This window comes from Pantoea sp. AG702 (genome assembly GCF_003182295.1).
GTDB lineage: Bacteria > Pseudomonadota > Gammaproteobacteria > Enterobacterales > Enterobacteriaceae > Pantoea > Pantoea ananatis.
In genome coordinates, this window is record NZ_QGTU01000006.1 from 152,116 (window position 1) to 175,965 (window position 23,850).

General features: G+C 53.2%; 19 protein-coding genes. 10 read left to right on the forward strand and 9 right to left on the reverse strand.

The features are described from left to right. The first annotated feature begins 46 nt into the window (after window positions 1–46). Window positions 47–538, forward strand: coding sequence for a YajQ family cyclic di-GMP-binding protein (locus DFO57_RS16625; protein ID WP_014606447.1), 492 nt, complete (start codon window positions 47–49; stop codon window positions 536–538). 2 nt (window positions 539–540) lie between these two features. On the opposite strand, the gene DFO57_RS16630 is transcribed toward DFO57_RS16625, so the two are convergent. Then, complete coding sequence (locus DFO57_RS16630; RefSeq protein WP_014606446.1) at window positions 541–2,316, reverse strand: sigma-54-dependent Fis family transcriptional regulator; 1,776 nt, start codon at window positions 2,314–2,316, stop codon at window positions 541–543. Window positions 2,317–2,589: 273 nt separating this feature from the next. Here DFO57_RS16630 and DFO57_RS16635 point away from each other — a divergent pair, with 273 nt between their 5' ends. After that, window positions 2,590–4,110: an aldehyde dehydrogenase family protein gene (locus tag DFO57_RS16635; RefSeq protein WP_013024874.1), complete on the forward strand. Its 1,521-nt coding sequence runs from the start codon at window positions 2,590–2,592 to the stop codon at window positions 4,108–4,110. A gap of 29 nt (window positions 4,111–4,139) precedes the next feature. Beyond that, entirely contained in the window at window positions 4,140–5,180 is a 1,041-nt protein-coding gene (gene adhP / locus DFO57_RS16640) for an alcohol dehydrogenase AdhP (RefSeq protein WP_078829192.1), read from the forward strand. Window positions 5,181–5,313: 133 nt separating this feature from the next. Here adhP and DFO57_RS16645 read toward each other — a convergent pair whose 3' ends face one another. The 8 genes from DFO57_RS16645 to DFO57_RS16680 all read right to left on the reverse strand — a co-directional run bounded on the left by DFO57_RS16645 (window position 5,314) and on the right by DFO57_RS16680 (window position 14,113). Then, window positions 5,314–6,678 (reverse strand): MFS transporter, encoded by a 1,365-nt coding sequence (locus tag DFO57_RS16645; RefSeq protein ID WP_013024876.1) that lies wholly within the window; start codon window positions 6,676–6,678, stop codon window positions 5,314–5,316. Between the two features lie 132 nt (window positions 6,679–6,810). Beyond that, window positions 6,811–7,698, reverse strand: a complete 888-nt coding sequence (gene cyoE / locus DFO57_RS16650; RefSeq protein WP_013024877.1) for a heme o synthase — start codon at window positions 7,696–7,698, stop codon at window positions 6,811–6,813. 12 nt (window positions 7,699–7,710) lie between these two features. After that, on the reverse strand, window positions 7,711–8,040 hold the full coding sequence (locus DFO57_RS16655; protein WP_013024878.1) for a cytochrome o ubiquinol oxidase subunit IV: 330 nt from the start codon (window positions 8,038–8,040) through the stop codon (window positions 7,711–7,713). After that, window positions 8,040–8,654, reverse strand: a complete 615-nt coding sequence (locus tag DFO57_RS16660) for a cytochrome o ubiquinol oxidase subunit III (protein ID WP_013024879.1) — start codon at window positions 8,652–8,654, stop codon at window positions 8,040–8,042. The genes DFO57_RS16655 and DFO57_RS16660 overlap by 1 nt, the downstream gene beginning before the upstream one ends. Next, entirely contained in the window at window positions 8,654–10,636 is a 1,983-nt protein-coding gene (gene cyoB / locus DFO57_RS16665; RefSeq protein ID WP_013024880.1) for a cytochrome o ubiquinol oxidase subunit I, read from the reverse strand. Before cyoB ends, DFO57_RS16660 begins: the two co-directional genes overlap by 1 nt. 4 nt (window positions 10,637–10,640) lie before the next feature. Next, the gene (cyoA, locus tag DFO57_RS16670) at window positions 10,641–11,567 is read right to left on the reverse strand and encodes a cytochrome o ubiquinol oxidase subunit II (RefSeq protein WP_014606444.1); all 927 of its coding nucleotides are present in this window, start codon (window positions 11,565–11,567) and stop codon (window positions 10,641–10,643) included. 433 nt (window positions 11,568–12,000) lie between these two features. Then, on the reverse strand, window positions 12,001–13,488 hold the full coding sequence (gene ampG / locus DFO57_RS16675) for a muropeptide MFS transporter AmpG (RefSeq protein ID WP_013024882.1): 1,488 nt from the start codon (window positions 13,486–13,488) through the stop codon (window positions 12,001–12,003). 46 nt (window positions 13,489–13,534) lie between these two features. After that, a complete protein-coding gene (locus tag DFO57_RS16680) occupies window positions 13,535–14,113 on the reverse strand; it encodes a lipoprotein (protein WP_014606442.1) in 579 nt (192 codons plus the stop codon). Window positions 14,114–14,376: 263 nt separating this feature from the next. On the opposite strand from DFO57_RS16680, the gene bolA reads away from it, so the two are divergent. The 7 genes from bolA (at window position 14,377) to ppiD (ending at window position 23,802) form a co-directional block, all read left to right on the forward strand. After that, the gene (gene bolA / locus DFO57_RS16685) at window positions 14,377–14,691 is read left to right on the forward strand and encodes a transcriptional regulator BolA (RefSeq protein WP_013024884.1); all 315 of its coding nucleotides are present in this window, start codon (window positions 14,377–14,379) and stop codon (window positions 14,689–14,691) included. A gap of 294 nt (window positions 14,692–14,985) precedes the next feature. Continuing rightward, window positions 14,986–16,290, forward strand: a complete 1,305-nt coding sequence (tig, locus tag DFO57_RS16690) for a trigger factor (protein ID WP_014593078.1) — start codon at window positions 14,986–14,988, stop codon at window positions 16,288–16,290. A gap of 334 nt (window positions 16,291–16,624) precedes the next feature. Further along, window positions 16,625–17,248 carry an ATP-dependent Clp endopeptidase proteolytic subunit ClpP gene (gene clpP, locus DFO57_RS16695; RefSeq protein WP_006117959.1) on the forward strand — a complete coding sequence of 208 codons (624 nt, stop codon included), beginning with the start codon at window positions 16,625–16,627 and terminating at the stop codon, window positions 17,246–17,248. 132 nt (window positions 17,249–17,380) lie between these two features. After that, a complete protein-coding gene (gene clpX, locus DFO57_RS16700) occupies window positions 17,381–18,652 on the forward strand; it encodes an ATP-dependent protease ATP-binding subunit ClpX (protein ID WP_013024887.1) in 1,272 nt (423 codons plus the stop codon). Window positions 18,653–18,837: 185 nt separating this feature from the next. Continuing rightward, a complete protein-coding gene (gene lon / locus DFO57_RS16705) occupies window positions 18,838–21,192 on the forward strand; it encodes an endopeptidase La (RefSeq protein ID WP_013024888.1) in 2,355 nt (784 codons plus the stop codon). Window positions 21,193–21,407: 215 nt separating this feature from the next. Beyond that, on the forward strand, window positions 21,408–21,680 hold the full coding sequence (gene hupB, locus DFO57_RS16710; protein ID WP_014606441.1) for a nucleoid-associated protein HU-beta: 273 nt from the start codon (window positions 21,408–21,410) through the stop codon (window positions 21,678–21,680). Between the two features lie 250 nt (window positions 21,681–21,930). Next, window positions 21,931–23,802: a peptidylprolyl isomerase gene (gene ppiD, locus DFO57_RS16715; RefSeq protein ID WP_015700835.1), complete on the forward strand. Its 1,872-nt coding sequence runs from the start codon at window positions 21,931–21,933 to the stop codon at window positions 23,800–23,802. Window positions 23,803–23,850 lie beyond the last annotated feature (48 nt).

Consider the following 23,850-nt stretch of genomic DNA (forward strand, 5'->3'; position numbering starts at 1 on the left):
TAAGACGCGTATTATGCATGCCAGTTTAGCCTCAGGAGAAGAAGAGATGCCATCTTTCGATATCGTTTCAGAAGTCGACATGCAGGAAGTTCGCAATGCGGTAGATAACGCTAACCGCGAACTGTCCACCCGTTTCGATTTTCGTAACGTCACCGCCAGTTACGAACTCAATGAAAAAAATGAAACCATTAAAGTCATCAGTGAATCTGACTTTCAGGTAAAGCAACTGGTCGATATTCTGCGTGAAAAAATGCTTAAGCGCGGCATTGAAGGCGCGGCCCTGGACGTGCCGGAAGAAATTGAGCACAGCGGCAAGAGCTGGAGCCTGGATGCCAAAATGAAAAAAGGCATTGAAGCCGATGTGGCGAAGAAGCTGGTGAAGTTGATCAAAGACAGCAAGCTGAAAGTGCAGACCCAGATTCAGGGTGAATCCCTGCGCGTCACTGGTAAGTCACGTGACGATCTGCAGGGGGCGATGGCGCTGGTGCGCGGGGGAAATCTGGGCCAGCCATTCCAGTTTAAAAACTTCCGCGATTAAGCTCACTTCTCGCGTGCAGCGCGGCGATACAGCGTGCTGCGCGCAACGCCGAGCGCCTGCGCCGTTTTGCTGATGTTGCCGTTAAACTGCTGCAACGTCGCTTTTATCAGACGATCGTCATGCTGCTGGCGCGCGGGTGATGCCGCGGCGTTGCCGCTGCGGTACTCCTCAGGTAAATGCGTGATCTCCACGCTATCGCCATCTTCCGCCAGCGCCAGCAAGACTTTCATCAGGCTGCGTAGCTGGCGCACGTTGCCCGGCCAGGAATAGCGCGTTAATGTCGCCAGCACTTCGGAAGACAAGCCGATCTGACGCGCGCCGCCGCCCAGCGCGTCCCAGAGTTGCGTGATAAACGCCGGAAGAGAAGACCAGTCACGCAGCGGCGGGATCGTGAATGAAAATTCCTGCAGCCGGTACAGGAGATCCTCGCGGAAGTCGCCCTGTGAGACGCGTTGCGCCAGATCCCGATGTGTCGCGCTGATCACGGCCAGGTTAACCGGCCAGCTCTGACTGGATCCCAGCGGCGCGACCTCTTTTTCCTGTAGCACGCGTAAGAGCCGGGTTTGCAGCGCCAGTGGCATATCGCCGATCTCATCCAGAAACAGGACGCCGCCATCGGCCTCACGGATTTTACCGATGTAGCCATTTTTGCTGGCACCGGTAAATGCCCCCGGCTGGTAGCCAAAGAGTTCAGATTCGATCAAGGATTCCGGAATCGCGGCGCAGTTAATCGCCACAAACTTTCCTTCCCGCCAGCGGCTTTGCTGATGTAACGCGCGGCTGACGTACTCTTTTCCGCTGCCGGTTTCCCCGCGAATGCACAATGAAACGCCGGCATTCAGCAGCCGCACCATTTTATCTCCCTCATGTTGCAGTGAGAAAGGCAGCGGACGCGCAGGGCCTGCTGCTACGCTGAAGCGGGTTCGGGTGGGCGCACGCAGACGAAAATAATAAGGCTGGGGTCCGATCATCACCGGCGTTGGCAGTGCGGTGGCCCGCAGATCGCCGTGAGGAAACAGCTGCTGAAATGTGATGACGCCAAGCTGTTCGGCGTGCAGGCCAAGCCCACGCAGGGCCAGCCGATTTGCGGCAGTCAGCACGTTGTCTGAAAACACCAGCAGCAGCTCATCCGGGCTGTCTAGCCGGTGTGCGTTGCTGTGCAGGCTCATCAGCCATTGTTGGGGATGCAGGCTCTGCTTAACCCACAGATACTCAATGTGCCGTGCCGCCTGTTTGACCCAGGCAAACGTATGGGCATGGGAAAAATGCGCAGGGCCGGAGACATCCAGTACCCCCGCAATCTGCCCGTTAGGCATTTGCAGCGGCATGGCGGCACAGTAAAGCCCCTGGTTGCGGGTCAGGAAGTGTTGATTACCCTCGATTTCACAACCGTCGTCTATCGCCAGCGCCGTACCAATGGCGTTGGTGCCACGGCCACATTCGCTCCAGATGTTGCCGGGGGCAAGGGCGAAACGCTGTGCTTTTTGCATCGCCTGCATCTCGCCAAAGGTGTGCAGCACCCGGCCTGCCGCGTCAGACAGAATGACCACCGACTGCATCTGCGTCACCTTCTGGGCCAGCTTGTGCATGATGGGCTGAGCAAACTGCTGGAGGTCAGTATTACTGGCCACCAGCTCTGTCAGCTCGGCCTGACGTACGCGAGGAAAATCATCGGCCGAACGATCCAGTCCGTAGAGCTGGCTGCGTAGCCAGGAATCACTCAGCAGGGGGTTGTTATCGATAGCGGGCAATAGAGCATCGGAAACCTTGTGCTGCATGAATGACCTCGTGGGCTCGGAAAAGTGTAGCGGGATTGTAGCGTTTTGGTTTTAGCGGTGTTGCGATTTGCAACACAAAGCGGGATCAAAGCCGGTTAGTCCTCAACGCATGCCTGTGAGATTACTATTCAGGTGATTGATTTTTATTATTTTTATCTGGATTTTCAGCGCGTAAGGGAAGTTGGCACAGGCCCTGCAAACATCAGGTGACAGCGCGCTATCCGTTAAAAATCAACATGCCGCTGCCTGTCTACCCTACAGAAGGAGTTTGCGATGCGTTATGCCCATCCCGGCACACCTGGTGCGTTAGTGACGTTTAAATCTGCCTACGGCAACTACATTGATGGCAAATTTATCGAGCCGCTGAGTGGTGAGTACTTCATGAATACCTCACCCGTCAACGGCAGTGACATTGCCCGGTTTCCTCGTTCCGATGCGCGCGATATTGATTTAGCGCTGGATGCCGCGCACCGGGCTGCAGAAGCCTGGGGAAAAACCTCCGTACAAACCCGATCTAATCTGCTGCTCCAGGTGGCTGATCGCATTGATGCCAATCTCGAAACCCTGGCCGTGGCGGAAAGCTGGGACAACGGCAAACCGATTCGGGAAACGCTCAATGCCGATCTGCCGCTGGCGGCCGACCATTTTCGTTACTTCGCAGGATGCCTGCGCGCGCAGGAGGGCAGCACGGGCGAGATCGATGAAAAAACCGTGGCCTACCATTTTCATGAGCCGCTGGGCGTGGTGGGGCAAATTATTCCCTGGAATTTTCCGTTGCTGATGGCCGCATGGAAGCTGGCGCCGGCCCTGGCTGCCGGTAACTGCGTGGTGCTTAAGCCTGCGGAGCAAACTCCGCTGGGCATTACGCTGCTGATGGAGATGATCGGCGACCTGTTTCCTGCAGGCGTGCTAAACGTGGTACAGGGTTTCGGCCGCGAGGCGGGCGAAGCGTTGGCAACCAGTAAACGCATTGCCAAAATCGCCTTCACCGGTTCTACGCCGGTGGGACGTCATATCATGGCCTGTGCCGCAGAAAATATTATTCCCTGTACCGTGGAGCTGGGCGGGAAATCGCCGAACATCTACTTCGCCGACATCATGAATGGCGAGCCGGACTTTATTGACAAGGCGGTGGAAGGGCTGGTGCTGGGCTTCTTTAATCAGGGCGAGGTGTGTACCTGTCCGTCACGTGCGCTAATCCATGAGTCCGTTTACGCGCCTTTCATGGAGCGGGTGATGGCCAAAGTCGCCACCATTCGTCGCGGCGATCCGCTCGATACCGACACGATGATTGGCGCCCAGGCTTCGCGTCAGCAGTTCGATAAAATTTTGTCGTATATTGAGATTGCCCGCAACGAAGGGGGCGAGATCCTGACCGGGGGTGAGCGGGCCTTGATATCGTCCGAACTGGATAACGGTTTCTATATTCAGCCCACGCTGATTAAAGGCAGCAACAGCATGCGCTGCTTTCAGGAGGAAATCTTTGGCCCGGTTATCGGCATCACCACCTTCAAAGATGAGGCTGAAGCCTTGCGTATTGCCAATGAAACCCAGTTTGGATTGGGGGCGGGCGTCTGGACGCGGGACAGCAATTTAGCCTATCGCATGGGGCGGGCCATCAAAGCCGGGCGCGTCTGGACCAACTGTTACCACATCTACCCGGCCCATGCTGCCTTTGGGGGTTACAAACAGTCCGGCGTGGGTCGCGAAACACACAAAATGGCACTCAACCAGTACCAGCAGACCAAAAACCTGTTAGTCAGCTATGACACGGCACCGCTGGGGCTGTTTTAAGTCCGTAACCTATCCCTGGAGCGTAAATCATGACGATGACAATCAACACGATGATGAAGGCAGCAGTTGTTAAAGCGTTCGGCGAACCCTTGGTGATTGAGCAGGTGCCCGTACCCCAGCCTGGGTCGGGGCAGATTCTGGTAAAAATCGCGGCAACCGGCGTGTGTCACACCGATCTGCATGCGGCAGAGGGCGACTGGCCGGTGAAGCCGGTTCCGCCTTTTATCCCGGGACATGAGGGCGTCGGGCAGGTGGTCGCGGTGGGGGATAACGTACATCACCTGAAGGTGGGCGATCGGGTCGGCGTGCCCTGGCTCTACTCCGCCTGCGGTCACTGCGAGCACTGTCTCGATAACTGGGAAACGCTGTGCCACAGCCAGCAAAATACCGGCTATTCGGTTAACGGCAGTTTTGCCGAATACTGCGTGGCGGACGCCAACTATGTCGGCATCATCCCCGAAAACCTGGCGTTCAACGAGGTGGCACCGGTGCTCTGTGCGGGCGTGACGGTCTATAAAGGGTTAAAAATGACCGATACCAAACCCGGTGACTGGGTGGTGATTTCCGGCATCGGTGGGTTAGGGCACATGGCTATACAGTATGCCGTCGCGATGGGGCTGAACGTGGCGGCTGTCGATATCGATGACGATAAGCTGGCCTTTGCCCAGCGCCTGGGCGCCAGCGTGGTGGCGAATGCCAGAAACGTCGATCCGGCCAGGGTGTTTCATGAGCACTTTGGCGGCGCGCACGGCGTGCTGGTCACGGCGGTGTCGCCTAAAGCCTTTGAGCAGGCGATCGGCACGTTACGTCGTGGGGGCACCATGGTGCTAAACGGCTTGCCGCCTGGCAAATTCGATCTTTCTATTTTCGATATGGTGCTGGACGGCATTACGGTGCGGGGTTCTATCGTCGGAACGCGTAAGGATTTACAGGAGGCGCTGGATTTTGCCAGCCGTCATAAAGTGAAAGCCACCGTGGCGGTGGAACCGCTCAGCAATATTAACGATATCTTTGCCCGGATGCATGCAGGCAAGATTGAAGGCCGTATTGTGGTGGATATGTCGTTGTAAACCATCCTCAATCGCCGGATGAAAAAAGGTGCCTGAAGCAGGGCACCTTTTTCACGTGGTTTGTGGCGACATGTCTGACACGAACTGACTTAACCTTTCGCCACGATCGCGCGCAGTTAAGCGCCGCTCGCGACTAGCAGCTGCCGATCAGCGCTTCCAGCTCAGGTCGGCTGGTGACCTTACTGTCTATCTTGATGTAGGCGCTTTTCTCTTCCGGCACAATCAGCACCGATGAAACGCCGGGCTGTGCTTTCAGGCGTTTTTCCAGAGTGGGCACGGCCAGCGCGGCATCGCTCAGCACCAGACGCAGGCTGCTTACATAAGGCGGTTCCTGCATGGTCATGCTGACAAACAGCCAGGCTGCGGCCACAATCGCCCCGACCATAAACACGGTTTGTGCATCGAAATGACCAAACAGCCAGCCGCCCAGGCTCCCCCCAATGGCGACGCCCAGAAACTGACTGGTGGAATAAAGTCCCATAGCGGTGCCTTTATAGCCAGCGGGTGACTCCTTACTTACCAGCGATGGCAGAATCGCTTCCATCAGGTTAAAGGCGAGGAAGAACAGCTGTACGCCAACAACCAGCGTCCAGAAATGCCCCTGGGCGCCCCATAAGACGATTTCGGCGATGACCATCATGCCTACGCAGCCGACAAAGACCCGCTTCATCTTTCGCTTCACTTCGGCGTAGATGATAAAGGGCACCACACCGGCAAACGCAATCAGCATGGTGATCAGATAGACCTTCCAGTGTTCTGACGGCGGCAGGCCAGCCTGTTCAAACTGGTCGGGCAGGGCGATAAAGCTCGACATCAGCAAGATATGTAAAAAGAAGATGCCCAGGTTCAGTTTGATCAATCGGGGATTGGCCAGCACTTTACTGAAGCTGCCGCGTACCATCCCTGATTCACGATTTAGCACGTGATGAGAAGAGGAGGGGACAACCCATAACGTAATCGCTATGCCCAGTGAAGCAAGCATCGCGATCATCCAGAACAGCGCGTTCAGGCCCAGCTTGTGGGTGACGATCGGGCCTAAGACCATTGCGATAGCAAAGGTCACGCCAAAGCTGATACCGATAAACGCCATCGCTTTAGTGCGGTTTTGTTCACGGGTTAAATCGGACAGCAGCGCCATGACCGCGGCAGCAATTGCACCGGAGCCCTGCAGCGCACGCCCCAGAATAATGCCCCAGATTGAATCGGTGCTGGCCGCAATAACGCTGCCAAGGACGAAGACCAGCAGGCCGCCGACGATCAGCGGCTTGCGTCCGATGCGATCGGACAGCAGGCCAAAGGGGATCTGGAAAATGGCCTGAGCCAGACCGTAGATGCCGATTGCCACGCCGATTAAGGTTTCACTCGCTCCCTGAAGTGCCATGCCATAGGTGGTCAACACCGGCAGGACCATAAACATTCCCAGCATGCGCAGGGAAAAGACCGTGCCAAGGCCCCATGTGGCGCGCAGCTCCACCGGAGTCATTTTGTTATCGTTCATTCCAACCTCTGTTGATGTGCTGCATTTATTTTAGGTAGGGAGAGCGGGCGGGTAAAACAATAGTTCTTAAGCAGTCGTAACAAAAAGAAAGGGCGCGAAAATCGCGCCCGTTTCATGCTGTTGCAGTACACATTAGCGCACGTAGGTCAGCAGGTCTTTCGATGCTGGCGTCATAAAGTCAACCGACATCATGACGCTCAGGGCCGTGATAGCCACAATCGAGAAAACGAACAGCTTACGCGCCCAAACCCGATCGTTTGAGGTTTTGTAGCCTGACAGCGCCATTCCCAGCCACCACACGCTAACGGCAGACGCAACGACCAGATATTTGTAGCCTGCGTAGCCACCCAGCGTCAGCATCAGCGTGGCAATCATAAACGCCAGGATATAGAGCGTAATATGATTCTTCGCCACCGAGATACCTTTCACCACCGGTAACACCGGGATGTTGGCTGCCTGGTAATCTTTAAAGCGGAAGATGGCAATCGCATAGGAGTGCGGCATCTGCCACAGGCTAAAGATAGCCAGCAGGATTAAGGCACCGGCATCAAACTCGTTGGTCACGGCGCAGTAGCCAATGACCGGCGGCGCAGCACCGGACAGGCTGCCAATCAGCGTACCGTAGACAGAGTGACGCTTCATATACAGGCTGTAAACGCCAACGTATACCACGAAGCCCATCACCGCCAGCCACATGGCCAGCGGATTAGCACCAAAATACAGCAGTGCAAAGCCAGCAATACCCAGCACAGTGGCGTAAACCAGGCTAACTTTCGCGGAGATAAGGCCTTTAACCAGCACCCGATTCCTGGTTCTCTCCATCTTGATATCGATGTCGCGGTCGATCACGTTGTTGAAAACACAACCTGAGGCAACCACCAGTGACACACCAACCAGCGAGGTGAGAAACAGGGCGTAATCAATGCTGCCCTTAGAGGCCAGCAAAAATCCGCCAATCACAGAAATTAAATTCCCGAAAATAATTCCTGGCTTTGTAACTTGCAGGTATTGCTTAAACATTACACAGACTCTTTAGTGGGGCATCATGTTGTAGTTGAGGTTCCACATGATCCACAGTGAGCCAACGACAACAATCAGGATAATGATTGCTGAGAAGACAATGGCCACCATGTTCCAGCCACCTTCAGACTTGCTGTCCAGGTGCAGGAAGTAAACCAGGTGAACCAGCACCTGAACCACTGCACAGACCAGCACAACGCCGAGGATGGTTCCATGAGAAGCGCTACCATCCATTACCATCCAGAACGGGATTCCCGTCAGGATGATAGAAAGGATGAAGCCGATCATGTAAGACTTCACGCTACCGTGTGATGCACCATGTTCGTTAACAGAATGACTCATTACATGGCTCCCATCAGATAAACTACGGTGAACACGCAAATCCAGACCACATCCAGGAAGTGCCAGAACAGGCTCAGACACATGATACGCGTACGGTTGGTGGCGTTCAGACCGCGTTTAGCGATCTGGAACATCAGCACGGCCATCCAGATTAAACCAGAGGTAACGTGCAGACCGTGAGTACCGACCAGCGTGAAGAAGCCAGACAGGAAGCCGCTGCGGTCAGGACCGAAGCCCTCAACAATCAGATGATGGAATTCATAGATTTCCATCCCGATGAATCCAGCACCAAACAGGAAGGTCAACGCCAGCCAGCCGATAACGGCGCCTTTGTTTTCCTTGTTCATGGCGATAACGGCCATGCCGTAGGTGATAGAGCTCAATAACAGCAGCGCGGTTTCAACCAGCACGAACGGCAGTTCAAAGATATCTTTGCCTGCCGGACCACCGGCGGTGCTGTTAACCATAACTGCATAGGTCGCAAACAGGGTTGCGAAGATAATGCAGTCACTCATCAGGTAGATCCAGAAGCCAAAGACTTTATTGGCTCCTGCATCGTGATGCCCATGCTCCGCATGGGCGTCGTGGTGGTGTTTTACGGTTTCAGTTGACATTATTTCAGACCTGCTTTGCTGATTTCGTCAAAGTGCTGCTTTTCAATCTTCTCTACTTCGGCAACCGGAACGTAGTAATCCACGTCTTCGTCGAAGCTCTTCACGATCCAGCTTACGATCATGCCGAGGAAAGAAAGACCAGCCAGCCACCAGATATGCCAGATCATCGCAAAACCGAAGATGGTCGCAAACGCGGCAATAACAATCGCAGCACCGCTGTTTTTCGGCATATGAATTTCTTCATATTTAGCCGGTTGCTTGTACGCTTCGCCTTTCTCTTTCATTTCCCAGAAAGCGTCACGCTCATGCACATGCGGGATAACAGCAAAGTTATAGAACGGCGGTGGTGAAGAGGTTGCCCACTCCAGCGTACGCGCGCCCCATGGGTCACCGGTCAGATCGCGGTTCTGGTCGCGGTCACGCACAGAAACGTAGAACATAATGATCTGGCAAAGGATACCGCAGGCAATCAGTGCCGCACCGCCTGCCGCTACCACTAACAGCGAGTGGAACTGCGGGTCGATGTCCTGGCTCAGACGACGGGTCATGCCCATAAAGCCCAGTACGTACAGCGGCATAAAGGCAACGAAGAAACCGATAATCCAGAACCAGAAGGCGCGCTTGCCCCAGGTTTCGTTCAGCGTAAAGCCGAACGCTTTCGGGAACCAGTAAGTCACACCGGCCATACAACCGAATACCACACCACCGATAATCACGTTATGGAAGTGAGCAATCAGGAACAGACTGTTGTGCAGGACGAAGTCCGCACCTGGCACCGCCAGCAGAACACCGGTCATACCACCGACAGAGAAGGTGACCAGGAAGCCTACGGTCCACAGCATCGCAGAGTGCATCTGAATGCGGCCCTGGTACATGGTAAACAGCCAGTTAAAGATTTTAACCCCGGTAGGAATGGCGATAATCATCGTCATGATACCGAAGAAGGCGTTGACGTTCGCGCCCGCACCCATGGTGAAGAAGTGGTGCAGCCAAACGATGAACGACAACACGGTGATGGCGATGGTTGCCCATACCAGCGAGGTGTAACCGAACAGACGCTTTTTCGAGAAGGTCGCAGTGACTTCAGAGAAGACACCAAAGACCGGCAGAACAAGAATGTACACCTCTGGATGACCCCAAACCCAGATCAGGTTGACGTACATCATCATGTTACCGCCCATATCATTGGTAAAGAAATGGAAGCCGAGGTAACGATCAAGTGTCAACAGTGCCAGCGTAACGGTCAGAACCGGGAACGCAGCGATGATCAGGACGTTGGTGCACAGTGATGCCCAGGTAAATACTGGCATTTTGAACAGGTCCATGCCCGGTGCACGCATCTTCAGAATGGTAACGAAGAAGTTAATACCGGTCAGCGTGGTACCAATACCGGAAAGCTGAAGACTCCAGATCCAGTAATCAACCCCCACGCCAGGACTGTACTCTGCCCCCGACAGCGGTGGATAGGCCAGCCAGCCTGTTTGTGCGAATTCACCGACACCCAGAGACAGGTTAACCAGGATTACACCAATCGCGGTAAACCAGAAGCTCAGGTTGTTCAGGAACGGGAAGGCAACGTCACGTGCACCAATTTGCAAAGGTACTGCGATGTTCATCAGGCCCACAACGAACGGCATCGCCACGAAGAAGATCATGATCACGCCGTGCGCGGTGAAGATCTGGTCGTAGTGATGCGGCGGCAGTATGCCTGCTTCCCCGGCCGAAGCCAGAACCTGCTGGGTACGCATCATTACCGCATCGGCAAAGCCGCGCAGCAGCATGACGAAGGCCATGATGATATACATGATACCCAGTTTTTTGTGGTCGATGGAGGTGAACCATTCTGACCACAGATATTTCCACTTACCGAAATAAGTGATGGCGGCGACAAGCGCCAGACCTGCGATGATGATACCGGCGACCGTGACCATGACAATCGGCTCATGGAACGGTATAGCATCCAGTGTTAATTTTCCGAACATCGTATTATTCCTCGGCTCCCGCGGTAGCGGTGTGACTCATGTCCATGCCTTTATGCTCAGGCATGTCCATCTTCCCGTGGCTATGCATGAACTTGTTGATGACCTGCAAGAACAGTTCAGGATTAGCAGAAGAGAAATATTCCACCGGGTGATTTTCGCTTGGTACCGCTACTTTTTCGAAATCATCCATCGTTGTCAGCGTGTTAGGTGCCGCTTTAACTTTGGCAACCCACTGCTGGAACTCCGCGTCGTCTTTGGTGGCAATGGCTTTAAACTTCATACCAGAGAAACCGCGACCACTGAAGTTGGCGGAAATACCGTCGAAAGTTCCTGGCTCGTTGGCAATCAGATGCAGTTTAGTCTGCATGCCTGCCATCGCGTAGATCTGGCTACCGAGCGTAGGAATAAAGAAGGAGTTCATAACGGAATTAGAGGTGATTTTGAAGTTAACCGGTGTATTCGCCGGGAAAGCGATCTGGTTAACGGTCGCAATACCTTGTTCTGGATAAATAAACAGCCATTTCCAGTCCAGGGCAATCACATCAATTTCAACCGGTTTCACGTCTGACACCAGCGGTTTGCTCGGCTCCAGGGCGTGGGTTGATTTCCAGGTCAGCACACCAAGGAAAACAATGATCAGGATCGGAATGGTCCAGACCACGGCTTCCACTTTGTTAGAGTGTGACCAGTTAGGGCTGTATTTGGCATTCGTGTTTGAAGCCCGATATTTCCAGGCAAACACGATGGCCATCAAGACTGCAGGTATCACGACGATCATCATCAGACCAAAAGCGGTCAGGATCAGCGAACGTTGCTCCAGCGCAATCTGTCCTTTGGGATTTAACAATGCATTATCGCAGCCACTCATTAATAAAGTGCCTGCGATTAATGACAAAATCCCCAAACTTTTATTGTATTTACTGAGTCTCATTTAACGACCTCAATGACAAAGGGCTCTATTGTCGTTTAAGTGTGCGCGCATTTTACGGGAAGGTTTATGCAGTGTAAACCAGCTTAAGGATGTGTCAGAACCATGTTGACACCTTTTGCTAAGGGTGTCACAGATGTTGTTCTCGGTGACAAATTATTAACGTGGACAAGCAGTTGGCGGCAATATAACAAAAAGAGATGGATACAGGGTTAAACAAAAGTGGTAAAGGAATAACCCTGACTTTAATCACCCAATTATTTAACAATGTTGCATCATTTATTCGATTATTTTTAACCAAATTAATTGCGCACCGGTTTTAAATATCAGGGGGTAATCCCCCCGGTGAGTGAAATAATTTTTTGTAAATTGACACGCAAAGACAAATTAGGCGCGCTTAATCGACTGTACGAAATTGCGGCGAAATCACGAGCCGTTATCGGATAACGGCGGAGTCCTCTGCTTTCTGCAGCGCACGATAATCCAGCACCACACCGAATAGTACACCACAAAGCGCCAGCGTCATACCGGCCTCAAACAAGGGAATCAGCACGGCCGACAGGCGAGTCAGGCCCGCGGCGTCCAGCGCCAGCGCCAGCAGCCATAAAGCCAGCAATCCACAGCCGCCGGCAAACAGGCGGTTTGTCCAGCGGTAGCCCGATGCAAAGCGGGTACGCGGCAAAAACTGCCCGGTTTTTTGTGTGAAATCCAGCGTGCTGCGACAAAATGCTAACAGCGCCAGGCCGGGTAGGCCAGCCAGTACGGTAAAGGCATAAAAGGTTGGCCAGCCCCACCATTCCACTAAAAAACCCGCCACAGGGCCGACGTAAACGCGGCCGACCGCTGACAACGCGGACAGCAGCGCGAACTGCGTGGCGGAAAAGGATTTATTACACAGCGTCATCAGTAGCGCGACGAAAGCCGCCGTGCCCATCCCGCCACACAGGTTTTCGATAAACACCGCGCTCGCCATGCTCCACAGATGTTTGTCGGTGACGGCCAGCAGCCAGTAGCCAAAATTGGACACCGCCTGCAACAGGCCAAAAATCATCAGGGCGCGAAACAGGCTCAGGCGCTGCATCAGCACGCCACCATAGAGCGCCCCGATAATGGTGGCCAGCAGGCCAAGCGTCTTATTCACCAGGCCAACATCGCCCGGATTGAAGCCCACGCCACGGATTAAAAACGTGGTGGTGAGCGAGGCGGCAAACGCATCGCCCAGCTTGTAAAGAATGATCAGGGTAATCAGCAGCCAGGCGTTGTTGCGGTTAAAAAAGTCCCGCAGCGGATCAACCACGGCCTGACGTAATGAGCGGGGCGCGGACTGGCGGTCATCCGGCTCGTCAGCCATAAACGTTGCTACGATGCAGGGCACCAGTAACAGCGCCATCAGCCAGTAAGTGGCTCGCCAGCCGAGGTAGCGATCGGCCAGCCATAACGCCAGACCTCCCGATATCAGCATGGCCAGCCGATAACCGAGAACCGTAATGGCCGCGCCGCTTCCGCGCTCTTCCGGCGGCAACACGTCCGTCTTCCACGCATCAAATACAATATCCTGTGACGCAGAACAGAACGCGATTAACACCGCCAGCGCCGCCATCAGGGTCAAATCCCGGCTGGGCTGCATGAACCCCATCGTGATGATGCTGGCCACTAGCGCCAGTTGGGTGATCAGCAACCATCCTTTGCGGCGACCAAGAAAAGGTGGCGTGTAGCGATCCATCATGGGTGACCAGAGAAACTTAAATACGTAGGCCTGGCCAACCAGCGAAAAGAAACCAATGGTTTTCAGATCGATATTATCCACAGTCATCCACGCCTGTAACGTTCCACCCGTTAATGCCAGTGGCAATCCGGATGCAAATCCCAGCAGGAGTAAAACAGCGGCATTTTTTTGACGGAAGACGCGGAAGTAGTGATTCATACTGACCTTGAGAAGGGCCCGGCGTCATGCCGGGCAGGGGACAAAATTAGCGGGCGTTCTGCTTGATAAATTCGTTGACGCTGGTGTCCTGCGCCATATCCGCAATCACGTCACTCAGCGTTGAGTTAACCGCATTGGTGATTTTCTGGTTACTTGCGCTGAATGCACCTTCTACGCTGTAGGTCTGACGGTAGTTTTTGATCTGCTTATTGCCGTTTTTCGCGGTAGCAATAATAGAAATGTCCGCCTTGGTCGTAATGCTGTAACGCACGTCGCCCTGGGTGACGTCGGCATACAGATTATTAACAATGATTTGCAGATCCACTGCGCCATTAGGCCCTACCATATAGCCGCGTGCGGTCATCTGTTTTTCCAGCACTTCCTGCAGTAAGAAACGCAGGTCGCGTGAAGGGGTCAGACTGACCAGTTGGCCATCACGGTTCACTTTTGCCAGCGCCTGATCGCGGCGCTGGTCTGCGCCGTTAATGCTGACGGTGATGCCCATCAGGCTGGGATCGCGCTGCGGCAGCTGAATCTTGGGTTGGATTGTCAGTGTGTTGTTGCTGGAAGCACAGCCGGCCAGAATAAAGGCAGCCAGCAGTGGGAATAACAGTTTTTTCAACATACGCTTTCTCGTTAGTGTCATGGGTTGGTGTGCAAAAACTGCGGCCATCATAGCAAAGCGGTGCAGTGATTAAAGCCCCCTGCAAGAGGTAAAGTGAGCGCTGCGGCTTTTCGCCCCCGCTTTCTGGCATAAACAGCAGGCTGATAAGGCGCGCGATACGCCCAGCGGAATGATAATATTCCGCCCGTCACCGCGTAGAGTGGCTGAAAACCAACTAATATTTAAACAGATGGGGCACAGCGCTCGCCATTGAGGGTAAAACCATGATTCGAGAACAGATAGAAGAGAAGCTGCGCCTGGCTTTTGAGCCGGCTCATCTGGAGGTCCACGATGAAAGCTACCGACACAACGTGCCTGCCGGTTCGGAAAGTCACTTTAAAGTCGTGATCGTCAGTGACCGTTTTACCGGCCAGCGTTTCCTGGCGCGCCATCGCGCAATTTACAGCGAACTCAGCGCGGAGCTGGCGGGAAGCGTCCATGCCCTTGCGTTGCACACTTACACCTTGAAAGAGTGGGAAGGATTGCAGGATACGGTACTGGCTTCACCTCACTGCCGGGGCGCCGGAACGCTAGCCTGATTGCCCGCGTTTTAAACGGCCTTCGGGCCGTTTTTTGCGTTTAAGGGTGGCTAAACGCGATCTGTGGCTCAAAAAAACAGCAAACTCCCTGAAAAGTGGTGACTTAGCATCCTCGACTCATCTCAGCGATGCCGCTATAATGCTGCGTCTATTTTTCCGGAATGTCTTCGGGACGCTTCTGGTAACAGGGATCAGGTTCTCTTCACGGAAGCCGTCCCGGTTGTTGGATACGGCGCATTAACCAATGTGTGGTGTCTGAAGTTGACCGAGCACGTGATTTTTTGAGGTAACAAGATGCAAGTTTCTGTAGAAACCACTCAGGGCCTGGGCCGTCGCATTACGATTACTGTCGCTTCTGACAGCATCGAGAGCGCCGTTAAAAAAGAACTGGTGGATGTGGCGAAGAAAGTCCGTATCGATGGTTTCCGTAAAGGCAAAGTGCCAATGAACATCGTGGCACAGCGCTATGGTGCTTCTGTGCGCCAGGACGTGCTGGGCGATCTGATGACGCGTAACTTTGTTGACGCCATCATTAAAGAGAAAATTAATCCGGCTGGCGCACCGAACTACGTGCCAGGCGAATACACCGAAGGTCAGGACTTTACCTATGCGGTAGAATTCGAAGTGTATCCAGAAGTTGAGCTGAAAGGCCTGGAAAACATCGAAGTCGAGAAGCCACAGGTTCAGGTGACTGACGCGGATGTGGATACCATGCTGGAAACCCTGCGTAAGCAGCAGGCTAACTGGATTGAAACCGATGCAGCAGCCGGCGCAGAAGACCGCGCGACTATCGATTTCACCGGTTCTGTTGACGGTGAAGAATTCGAAGGCGGCAAAGCCTCTGATTTCGTTCTGGCGATGGGCCAGGGCCGCATGATCCCAGGTTTTGAAGAGGGCGTTGTCGGTCATAAAGCAGGCGAAACCTTCACTATCGACGTGAAATTCCCTGATGACTACCATGCGGAAAACCTGAAAGGGAAAGACGCGAAGTTCGAGATCGTGTTGAAGAAAGTTGAAACGCGTGAACTGCCAGAACTGACTGAAGAATTCATTAAACGTTTCGGCGTGGAAGAGGGTTCAGTTGACGGTCTGCGTGCCGAAGTGCGCAAGAACATGGAACGTGAGCTGAAAGGCGCTATTCGTAACCGCGTGAAAACCCAGGCTATCGACGGTCTGGTTGACGCAAACCCAATTGACGTGCCAGCTGCGCTGATCGACAGCGAAATCGACGTTCTGCGTCGTCAGGCTGCACAGCGCTTTGGTGGTGACGAGAAGCAGGCGCTGGAACTGCCACGTGAGCTGTTCGAAGAGCAGGCAAAACGTCGCGTTGTTGTCGGTCTGCTGCTGGGCGAAGTGATCCGCACCCATGAGCTGAAAGCTGACGAAGACCGCGTGAAAGTGCTGATCGAAGAGATGGCTTCTGCCTACGAGGATCCGCAGGAAGTGATCGAGTTCTACAGCAAGAATAACGAGCTGATGAACAACATGCGCAACGTTGCGCTGGAAGAGCAGGCTGTTGAAGCCGTGCTGGCGAAAGCGAAGGTTTCTGAGAAAGAAACTAACTTCCAGGAACTGATGAATCAGACCGCTCAGGCCTAATCATCTTTTTAACCGGTTGTGCTAAAGCCCGCGCCTGAAAAGTCGCGGGCTTTTTTCTGTATTACGCTTGCTGCCAGTTGGTTTGTCGCTATTTGGCTAATTTTTAGGCAAATTGTTCACGCATCGCTTTTTCCTGGTTAGCGATTGATGAAAAGGTTGTTATGCTTGAAACAACTGAGCAGCATCCCAAGATACAGGGAGTATGCAAAAACAGTTCGGCTGACTGATTAACCGTCCTGAAGTTGTCGGTAAGAGGCAGAGCATAGTTTTTGTCGCTCGTCTTACGTAAAATCGGTACAGAATGTTGCCAACGAAATTTATCCAGGAGACGGTAATGTCATACAGTGGCGATCGTGAGTTTACTGCACCGCACAATGCGTTGGTGCCAATGGTGGTCGAGCAAACCTCGCGCGGCGAGCGTTCATACGACATCTATTCCCGTCTGCTTAAAGAACGCGTAATCTTCCTTACCGGTCAGGTGGAAGATCACATGGCTAACCTGATTGTGGCCCAGATGCTGTTTCTGGAAGCAGAGAATCCGGAAAAAGATATTTACCTTTATATCAACTCACCGGGTGGCGTGATTACTGCCGGGATGTCAATTTATGACACCATGAAGTTTATCAAGCCGGACGTCAGTACCATTTGTATGGGCCAGGCCTGTTCAATGGGGGCTTTCCTGTTGACTGCCGGGACGAAGGGCAAGCGTTTCTGCCTGCCAAACTCACGCGTGATGATTCACCAACCGCTGGGTGGCTATCAGGGACAGGCAACTGACATTGAGATCCACGCGCGCGAAATCCTGAAGGTGAAGCAGCGCATGAACGAACTGATGGCGGAGCACACCGGCAAGTCACTGGAAGAAATTGAGCGTGACACCGAGCGTGACCGTTTCCTCTCCGCCAGCGAAGCGGTAGAGTATGGATTGGTCGATTCCATCCTGACGCATCGCCAATAAGCCCTAACTTCGCCTTGTCTCTGGTCTATAGTTAACAGGACAAGGTGATAATGGGTTGAATGAACATCGGCCGTGTACCCACGGCCAGTGCTGTACTTCTGGTACGGCCTGAGAATAAGAAGAGGTTAACTGATGACAGATAAGCGCAAAGACGGTTCAGGAAAGTTGCTGTACTGCTCTTTTTGCGGCAAAAGCCAGCATGAAGTGCGTAAGCTGATTGCCGGGCCGTCAGTGTATATCTGCGATGAGTGCGTTGATCTGTGTAACGACATTATTCGCGAAGAGATAAAAGAGGTTGCCCCGCATCGCGAACGTAGCGCCCTGCCTACGCCGCATGAGATCCGCCATCACCTCGACGATTACGTTATTGGTCAGGAAAGGGCCAAGAAAGTGCTGGCCGTGGCGGTGTACAACCACTACAAACGTTTACGCAACGGTGATACCAGCAACGGTATCGAGCTGGGTAAAAGTAATATCCTGCTCATTGGTCCTACCGGGAGCGGTAAAACGCTGCTGGCAGAAACCCTTGCCCGTTTACTGGATGTGCCTTTCACCATGGCGGACGCCACCACCCTGACCGAAGCCGGTTATGTGGGGGAAGACGTCGAAAACATCATTCAGAAACTGCTGCAAAAATGTGACTACGATGTGCAAAAAGCGCAGCGTGGTATTGTCTACATCGATGAAATTGACAAAATTTCACGTAAGTCAGACAACCCATCAATCACCCGTGACGTCTCAGGTGAGGGTGTGCAGCAGGCGTTGTTGAAACTGATTGAAGGTACGGTGGCTGCGGTTCCTCCGCAGGGCGGCCGTAAGCACCCGCAGCAGGAATTTTTGCAGGTTGATACCTCGAAAATTCTGTTTATCTGTGGCGGTGCGTTTGCCGGGCTGGATAAGGTTATCTCACAACGCGTTGAAACCGGGTCAGGCATTGGCTTTGGCGCCACCGTGAAAGGCAAATCGCAGAAAGCAACGGAAGGCGAGCTGCTGTCACAGTGTGAGCCGGAAGATTTGATCAAGTTTGGTCTGATCCCGGAATTCATTGGCCGTCTTCCTGTCGTCGCGACGCTTAATGAGCTGAGTGAAGAGGCGCTGATTCAGATTCTGCGCGAGCCAAAAAATGCGCTTACCAAGCAGTACCAGGCGTTGTTTAACCTGGAAGGCGTTGATCTGGAATTCCGTGATGAAGCCCTGACGGCGATTGCGAAAAAGGCGATGTCACGTAAAACTGGCGCGCGCGGTCTGCGTTCTATCGTGGAAGGTGCACTACTGGAAACGATGTACGATCTGCCTTCTATGGACGACGTCGAGAAAGTCGTGATTGATGAGTCAGTCATTGAGGGTCAGTCCGAACCCATGCTGATTTATGGCAAGCATGAAGCTCAGGCTTCTGGCGAATAAGTAAACAAATCGTCCACATTGTGCCATCTATAAAGGGGAAAATCTTTCCCCTTTTGCATTTCTCACCGTTGTGACATTGAATGTCTGACAATCATCCCCATATACTCAGACACCTGTGGGTTTAACCGCATACCTGCCTTTGCGGTACCCATCACCTGGCGGACACGAAACTAAGAGAGAGCTCTATGAATCCTGAGCGTTCTGAACGCATTGAAATCCCCGTCTTGCCTTTGCGCGACGTGGTAGTTTATCCGCACATGGTAATTCCGTTGTTTGTTGGCCGGGAAAAATCAATTCGGTGCCTCGAAGCCGCAATGGATCATGATAAAAAGATCATGCTGGTCGCACAGAAAGAGGCTTCAACGGATGAACCTGGCATAAACGATCTTTTTTCAGTGGGTACCATCGCCTCCGTTTTGCAGATGCTAAAACTGCCAGACGGTACGGTGAAAGTGCTGGTTGAAGGCTTGCAGCGTGCCAACATCACGACGCTTGCCGACAACGGCGATCACTTTGTAGCCCAGGCTGAATATCTGGTTTCACCAGAGATCGAAGAGCGTGAGCAGGAAGTGCTGGTGCGCACGGCGATCAATCAGTTTGAAGGTTACATCAAGCTGAATAAAAAGATCCCGCCTGAGGTCTTAACCTCCCTGAACAATATTGATGATGCGGCGCGCCTGGCGGATACGGTTGCGGCGCATATGCCATTGAAACTCGCGGACAAACAGTCCGTGCTGGAGATGTCAGACGTTAACGAGCGTCTGGAATATCTGATGGCGATGATGGAGTCTGAGATCGATCTGCTGCAGGTTGAAAAACGCATACGCAACCGCGTGAAAAAGCAGATGGAAAAGAGCCAGCGTGAGTACTACCTGAATGAGCAGATGAAGGCCATTCAGAAAGAGTTAGGCGAGATGGATGATACGCCTGACGAGTACGAAGCGTTAAAACGCAAAATCGATGCGGCTAAAATGCCGCAGGAAGCGCGTGAAAAAGCCGAAGCCGAACTGCAGAAGCTGAAAATGATGTCGCCTATGTCTGCAGAGGCAACAGTGGTGCGCGGCTACATCGACTGGATGGTGCAGGTTCCGTGGAACGCGCGCAGCAAAGTGAAGAAAGACCTGCGCAAAGCCCAGGAAACGCTGGACACGGACCACTATGGTCTGGAACGCGTGAAAGACCGTATCCTTGAGTACCTTGCGGTGCAAAGTCGCGTCAGCAAAATCAAAGGGCCGATTCTTTGCCTGGTCGGACCGCCGGGCGTGGGTAAAACCTCGCTGGGGCAGTCCATCGCAAAAGCGACTGGCCGTAAATACGTTCGTATGGCCTTGGGCGGCGTGCGCGATGAAGCGGAAATCCGTGGTCACCGCCGCACCTATATTGGCTCAATGCCGGGCAAGTTGATCCAGAAAATGGCGAAAGTGGGGGTGAAAAACCCGCTGTTCCTGTTGGATGAAATCGACAAAATGTCCTCGGATATGCGCGGCGATCCGGCATCCGCATTGCTGGAAGTGCTGGATCCGGAACAGAATATCGCGTTTAACGATCACTATCTGGAAGTGGATTACGATCTCTCCGATGTGATGTTCGTGGCAACGTCAAACTCCATGAATATTCCGGCACCGCTGCTGGATCGTATGGAGGTGATTCGCCTGTCGGGTTATACCGAAGACGAAAAGCTCAACATCGCGAAACAGCATTTGCTGCCGAAGCAGATTGAGCGCAATGCCTTGAAAGCCGCTGAGATCAGCGTTGAAGACAGCGCGATTGTGGGCATCATTCGTTATTACACGCGTGAAGCCGGCGTACGTAGCCTGGAACGTGAACTGTCCAAACTGTGCCGTAAAGCCGTGAAGACGCTGCTGATGGATAAAACCAAAAAGCACATCACCATCAATGGTGAGAACCTCAAGGATTTCCTTGGCGTTCAGCGTTTTGACTATGGTCGTGCGGACAGCGAAAACCGTGTAGGCCAGGTAACCGGTCTTGCCTGGACAGAAGTGGGCGGGGATTTGCTGACAATCGAAACCGCCTGTGTACCGGGTAAAGGGAAACTGACCTATACCGGTTCACTGGGTGAAGTGATGCAGGAGTCGATTCAGGCCGCCCTGACCGTCGTGCGCGCACGTGCAGAGAAACTGGGTATCAACGGTGACTTTTACGAAAAACGTGATATCCACGTGCACGTACCAGAAGGGGCAACACCGAAGGATGGACCGAGTGCCGGTATTGCGATGTGTACGGCGCTGGTGTCCTGTCTGACGGGTAACCCGGTGCGGTCAAATGTGGCGATGACCGGCGAGATCACGCTGCGTGGTCAGGTGCTGCCGATTGGTGGACTGAAAGAGAAGCTGCTGGCAGCGCACCGTGGTGGCATTAAAGTGGTCCTGATTCCGGACGAGAACAAGCGCGATCTGGAAGAAATTCCACAGAACGTGATTGCCGATTTGGAAATCCATCCGGTTAAGCGCATCGAAGAAGTATTGAACCTTGCACTGGAAAACGCGCCTTACGGCATGCAGGTCGCTACCGCAAAATAGTGATTAATGGCATAAACCGTTAAAAAGCAGAGCTGGCAACACCAATTGGTGCTTGCCAGCTTTTTTTTGTGCCGCTAATTTAGGTGGCTGCTGAACCATCGTTATAAGAGGATTACCGTTGTTTCAGCTTATAAGGCTTGATATAACTTGCTGCGCGTTCGTACCCGACAGGAAGCGTGGGTACGATGTGAAATAATAAAGAGGGGATGAATAGAGTGAATAAGTCACAACTGATCGATAAAATTGCTGCCGATGCCGATATTTCTAAAGCAGCAGCAGGACGTGTGTTAGATGCATTTATGGGCTCTGTTTCTGATGCGCTGAAAGGCGGAGATGAAGTGGCGCTGGTGGGATTCGGCACTTTCTCAGTACGTGAGCGCGCAGCGCGCACAGGCCGTAACCCACAAACCGGTAAAGAGATCACTATCCCGGCAGGTAAAGTACCGGGTTTCCGTGCAGGTAAAGCACTGAAAGACGCTGTCAACTAATGACAACGCCACCACTCATTAACACATTTTCTTGAGTGGATTAGAGGACGGTTAACGCGTTCTCATGTAACATACGGGCACATCGATAAGATGTGCCTTTTTTTATATCCAGAGAGGCAGTAAAGGTCGCAAGGCTTGTCTCAACAGGATTATTGCTGCCAGCAAGATTTGCAGCTGAGTAATGCGCCGGGAAGAGGGCGTTATTGCGACAGGGCTTTACATTCACACTACAGCGGAGTGTTGTCATACCATGATGGACAATTTACGCGCGGCGTCGAACCATGTCGTGCTCAAGATTATTTTGGGGTTGATCATTCTCTCCTTTGTGCTGACCGGCGTTGGCAACTATCTGATTGGCGGCAACAATGATTATGCGGCCAAAGTGAACGGTCAGGAGATCAGCCGGGCGCAGTTAGATCAGGCATTTAACAGCGAACGTAACCGCCAGCAGCAGATGCTGGGCGACCAGTTCTCGCAGCTTGCAGGTAACGATGGTTACATGCAGCAGATGCGCCAGCAGGCGCTGTCGCAGCTGATCGATCAGGCCTTACTGGACAGCTACATCAAAGATCTGCACATTGCCATCAGTGACGATCAGGTTAAGCAGGCGATTTTCAATCAGGCTGCTTTCCAGACGAACGGTAAGTTTGATAACGCCAAATATAACGCGATGATCGGCAACATGGGCTTTACTGCCGACCAGTATGCGGAAGCGCTGCGCAAGCAGCTGGCGACACAGCAGCTCATCAACGCCATCGCCAACACCGACTTTATGCTGAAAAATGAAACCAGCAAGCTGGTGGATTTGGTGGCGCAGAAGCGCGATATTCAGACCGCAACCCTGGACGTGAATGCACTTGCGGCGAAGCAGACCGTCAACGATGACGAGATCAACCAGTATTATCAGCAGCATAAAAACAGCTTTATGGCGCCTGAACAGTTCCGGGTCAGCTATATCAAACTGGATGCGGCAGGCATGCAGGAAAACGCCAGCGATGCGGATATTCAGGCCTGGTACGATCAGCATAAAGCGGATTACACCCAGCCACAGCGCGATCGCTACAGCGTCATTCAGACCAAAACGGAAGCCGATGCCAACGCCATTCTGGCTCAGCTGAAAAGCGGTGCTGATTTTGCCGAACTGGCGAAAACCAAATCCATTGACCCGATTTCTGCCCGCAAAGGCGGCGATATGGGCTGGCTGGAACCTTCTACCACGCCGGATGAGCTGAAAAATGCCGGACTGAAAGAGAAAGGCCAGCTGTCAGGCGTGATCAAGTCTTCCGTTGGCTTCCTGATCGCGCGCCTCGACGATATCATCCCTGAGCAGGTCAAGCCGCTGGCTGACGTGCGCAGTGAGGTGGCGGATGAGGTCAAGCAGGAAAAAGCAGTGGATGCCTTCTATAAGCTGCAGCAGAAGGTGAGTGAAGCGGCCAGCAATGATAATGAGTCTCTTGCGGGCGCGGAGCAGGCGTCGGGCATGAAAGCCACAGAAACGGGCTGGTTTAGCCGTGACGACGTGCCGAAAGATCTCGATTTTGACGCGGTGAAACAGGCAATTTTCAACGGCGGGCTTGTTGGACAAAATGGCGCGCCAGGTAATAACTCTGACATCATCAGTGTGGATGGCGATCGTGCCTTCGTGTTGCGTATCAGTGAGCACAAACCTGAAGCGGTTGAACCGCTGGAGAAGGTTAAAGCACAGATTATCGACACGTTGAAACACGACAAAGCGACGCAGCAGGCTAAAGCCCAGGCCGATAAACTGTTAGCCGACCTCAAAGCCGGAAAACAAGATGTGCTTAAAGCGGCAGGCCTGACCCTGAGCGCCAGTAAAACGGTTGATCGAAATACGCAGGATCCGGTGGCACAGGCTGCCTTTAACCTGCCACAGCCTGAGGATAACAAACCCTCCTGGGGCGTCAGCGAAGATATGCAGGGCAATGTGGTTCTGGTGGCGGTGGATAAGGTCAGCACCGGTACGATGCCACAGGCGCAGATTAATGAAATGGTCAAAGGCGTCACGCAGAACAACGCGCAGCTTGCCTTTGAAGCATTGCTGCAAAATCTGCGTAAAGAGGCCAAAATCAAATACGGTGCCGCTGCCCAGCAGATGCAGTGATCCTCGCAAATTTCAGATAATGACTGAAACAACCCAAGGCCGCTTATG

Coding starts and splice junctions, on each gene's coding strand:
- DFO57_RS16645 (WP_013024876.1), bottom strand. CDS start 6,678: ATGAACGATAACAAAATGACTCCGGTGGAGCTGCGCGCCACATGGGGC.
- DFO57_RS16655 (WP_013024878.1), bottom strand. CDS start 8,040: ATGAGTCATTCTGTTAACGAACATGGTGCATCACACGGTAGCGTGAAG.
- DFO57_RS16635 (WP_013024874.1), top strand. CDS start 2,590: ATGCGTTATGCCCATCCCGGCACACCTGGTGCGTTAGTGACGTTTAAA.
- DFO57_RS16630 (WP_014606446.1), bottom strand. CDS start 2,316: ATGCAGCACAAGGTTTCCGATGCTCTATTGCCCGCTATCGATAACAAC.
- tig (WP_014593078.1), top strand. CDS start 14,986: ATGCAAGTTTCTGTAGAAACCACTCAGGGCCTGGGCCGTCGCATTACG.
- cyoA (WP_014606444.1), bottom strand. CDS start 11,567: ATGAGACTCAGTAAATACAATAAAAGTTTGGGGATTTTGTCATTAATC.
- lon (WP_013024888.1), top strand. CDS start 18,838: ATGAATCCTGAGCGTTCTGAACGCATTGAAATCCCCGTCTTGCCTTTG.
- ppiD (WP_015700835.1), top strand. CDS start 21,931: ATGATGGACAATTTACGCGCGGCGTCGAACCATGTCGTGCTCAAGATT.
- DFO57_RS16660 (WP_013024879.1), bottom strand. CDS start 8,654: ATGTCAACTGAAACCGTAAAACACCACCACGACGCCCATGCGGAGCAT.
- ampG (WP_013024882.1), bottom strand. CDS start 13,488: ATGAATCACTACTTCCGCGTCTTCCGTCAAAAAAATGCCGCTGTTTTA.
- DFO57_RS16680 (WP_014606442.1), bottom strand. CDS start 14,113: ATGTTGAAAAAACTGTTATTCCCACTGCTGGCTGCCTTTATTCTGGCC.
- bolA (WP_013024884.1), top strand. CDS start 14,377: ATGATTCGAGAACAGATAGAAGAGAAGCTGCGCCTGGCTTTTGAGCCG.
- clpX (WP_013024887.1), top strand. CDS start 17,381: ATGACAGATAAGCGCAAAGACGGTTCAGGAAAGTTGCTGTACTGCTCT.
- DFO57_RS16625 (WP_014606447.1), top strand. CDS start 47: ATGCCATCTTTCGATATCGTTTCAGAAGTCGACATGCAGGAAGTTCGC.
- cyoE (WP_013024877.1), bottom strand. CDS start 7,698: ATGTTTAAGCAATACCTGCAAGTTACAAAGCCAGGAATTATTTTCGGG.
- cyoB (WP_013024880.1), bottom strand. CDS start 10,636: ATGTTCGGAAAATTAACACTGGATGCTATACCGTTCCATGAGCCGATT.
- adhP (WP_078829192.1), top strand. CDS start 4,140: ATGACGATGACAATCAACACGATGATGAAGGCAGCAGTTGTTAAAGCG.
- clpP (WP_006117959.1), top strand. CDS start 16,625: ATGTCATACAGTGGCGATCGTGAGTTTACTGCACCGCACAATGCGTTG.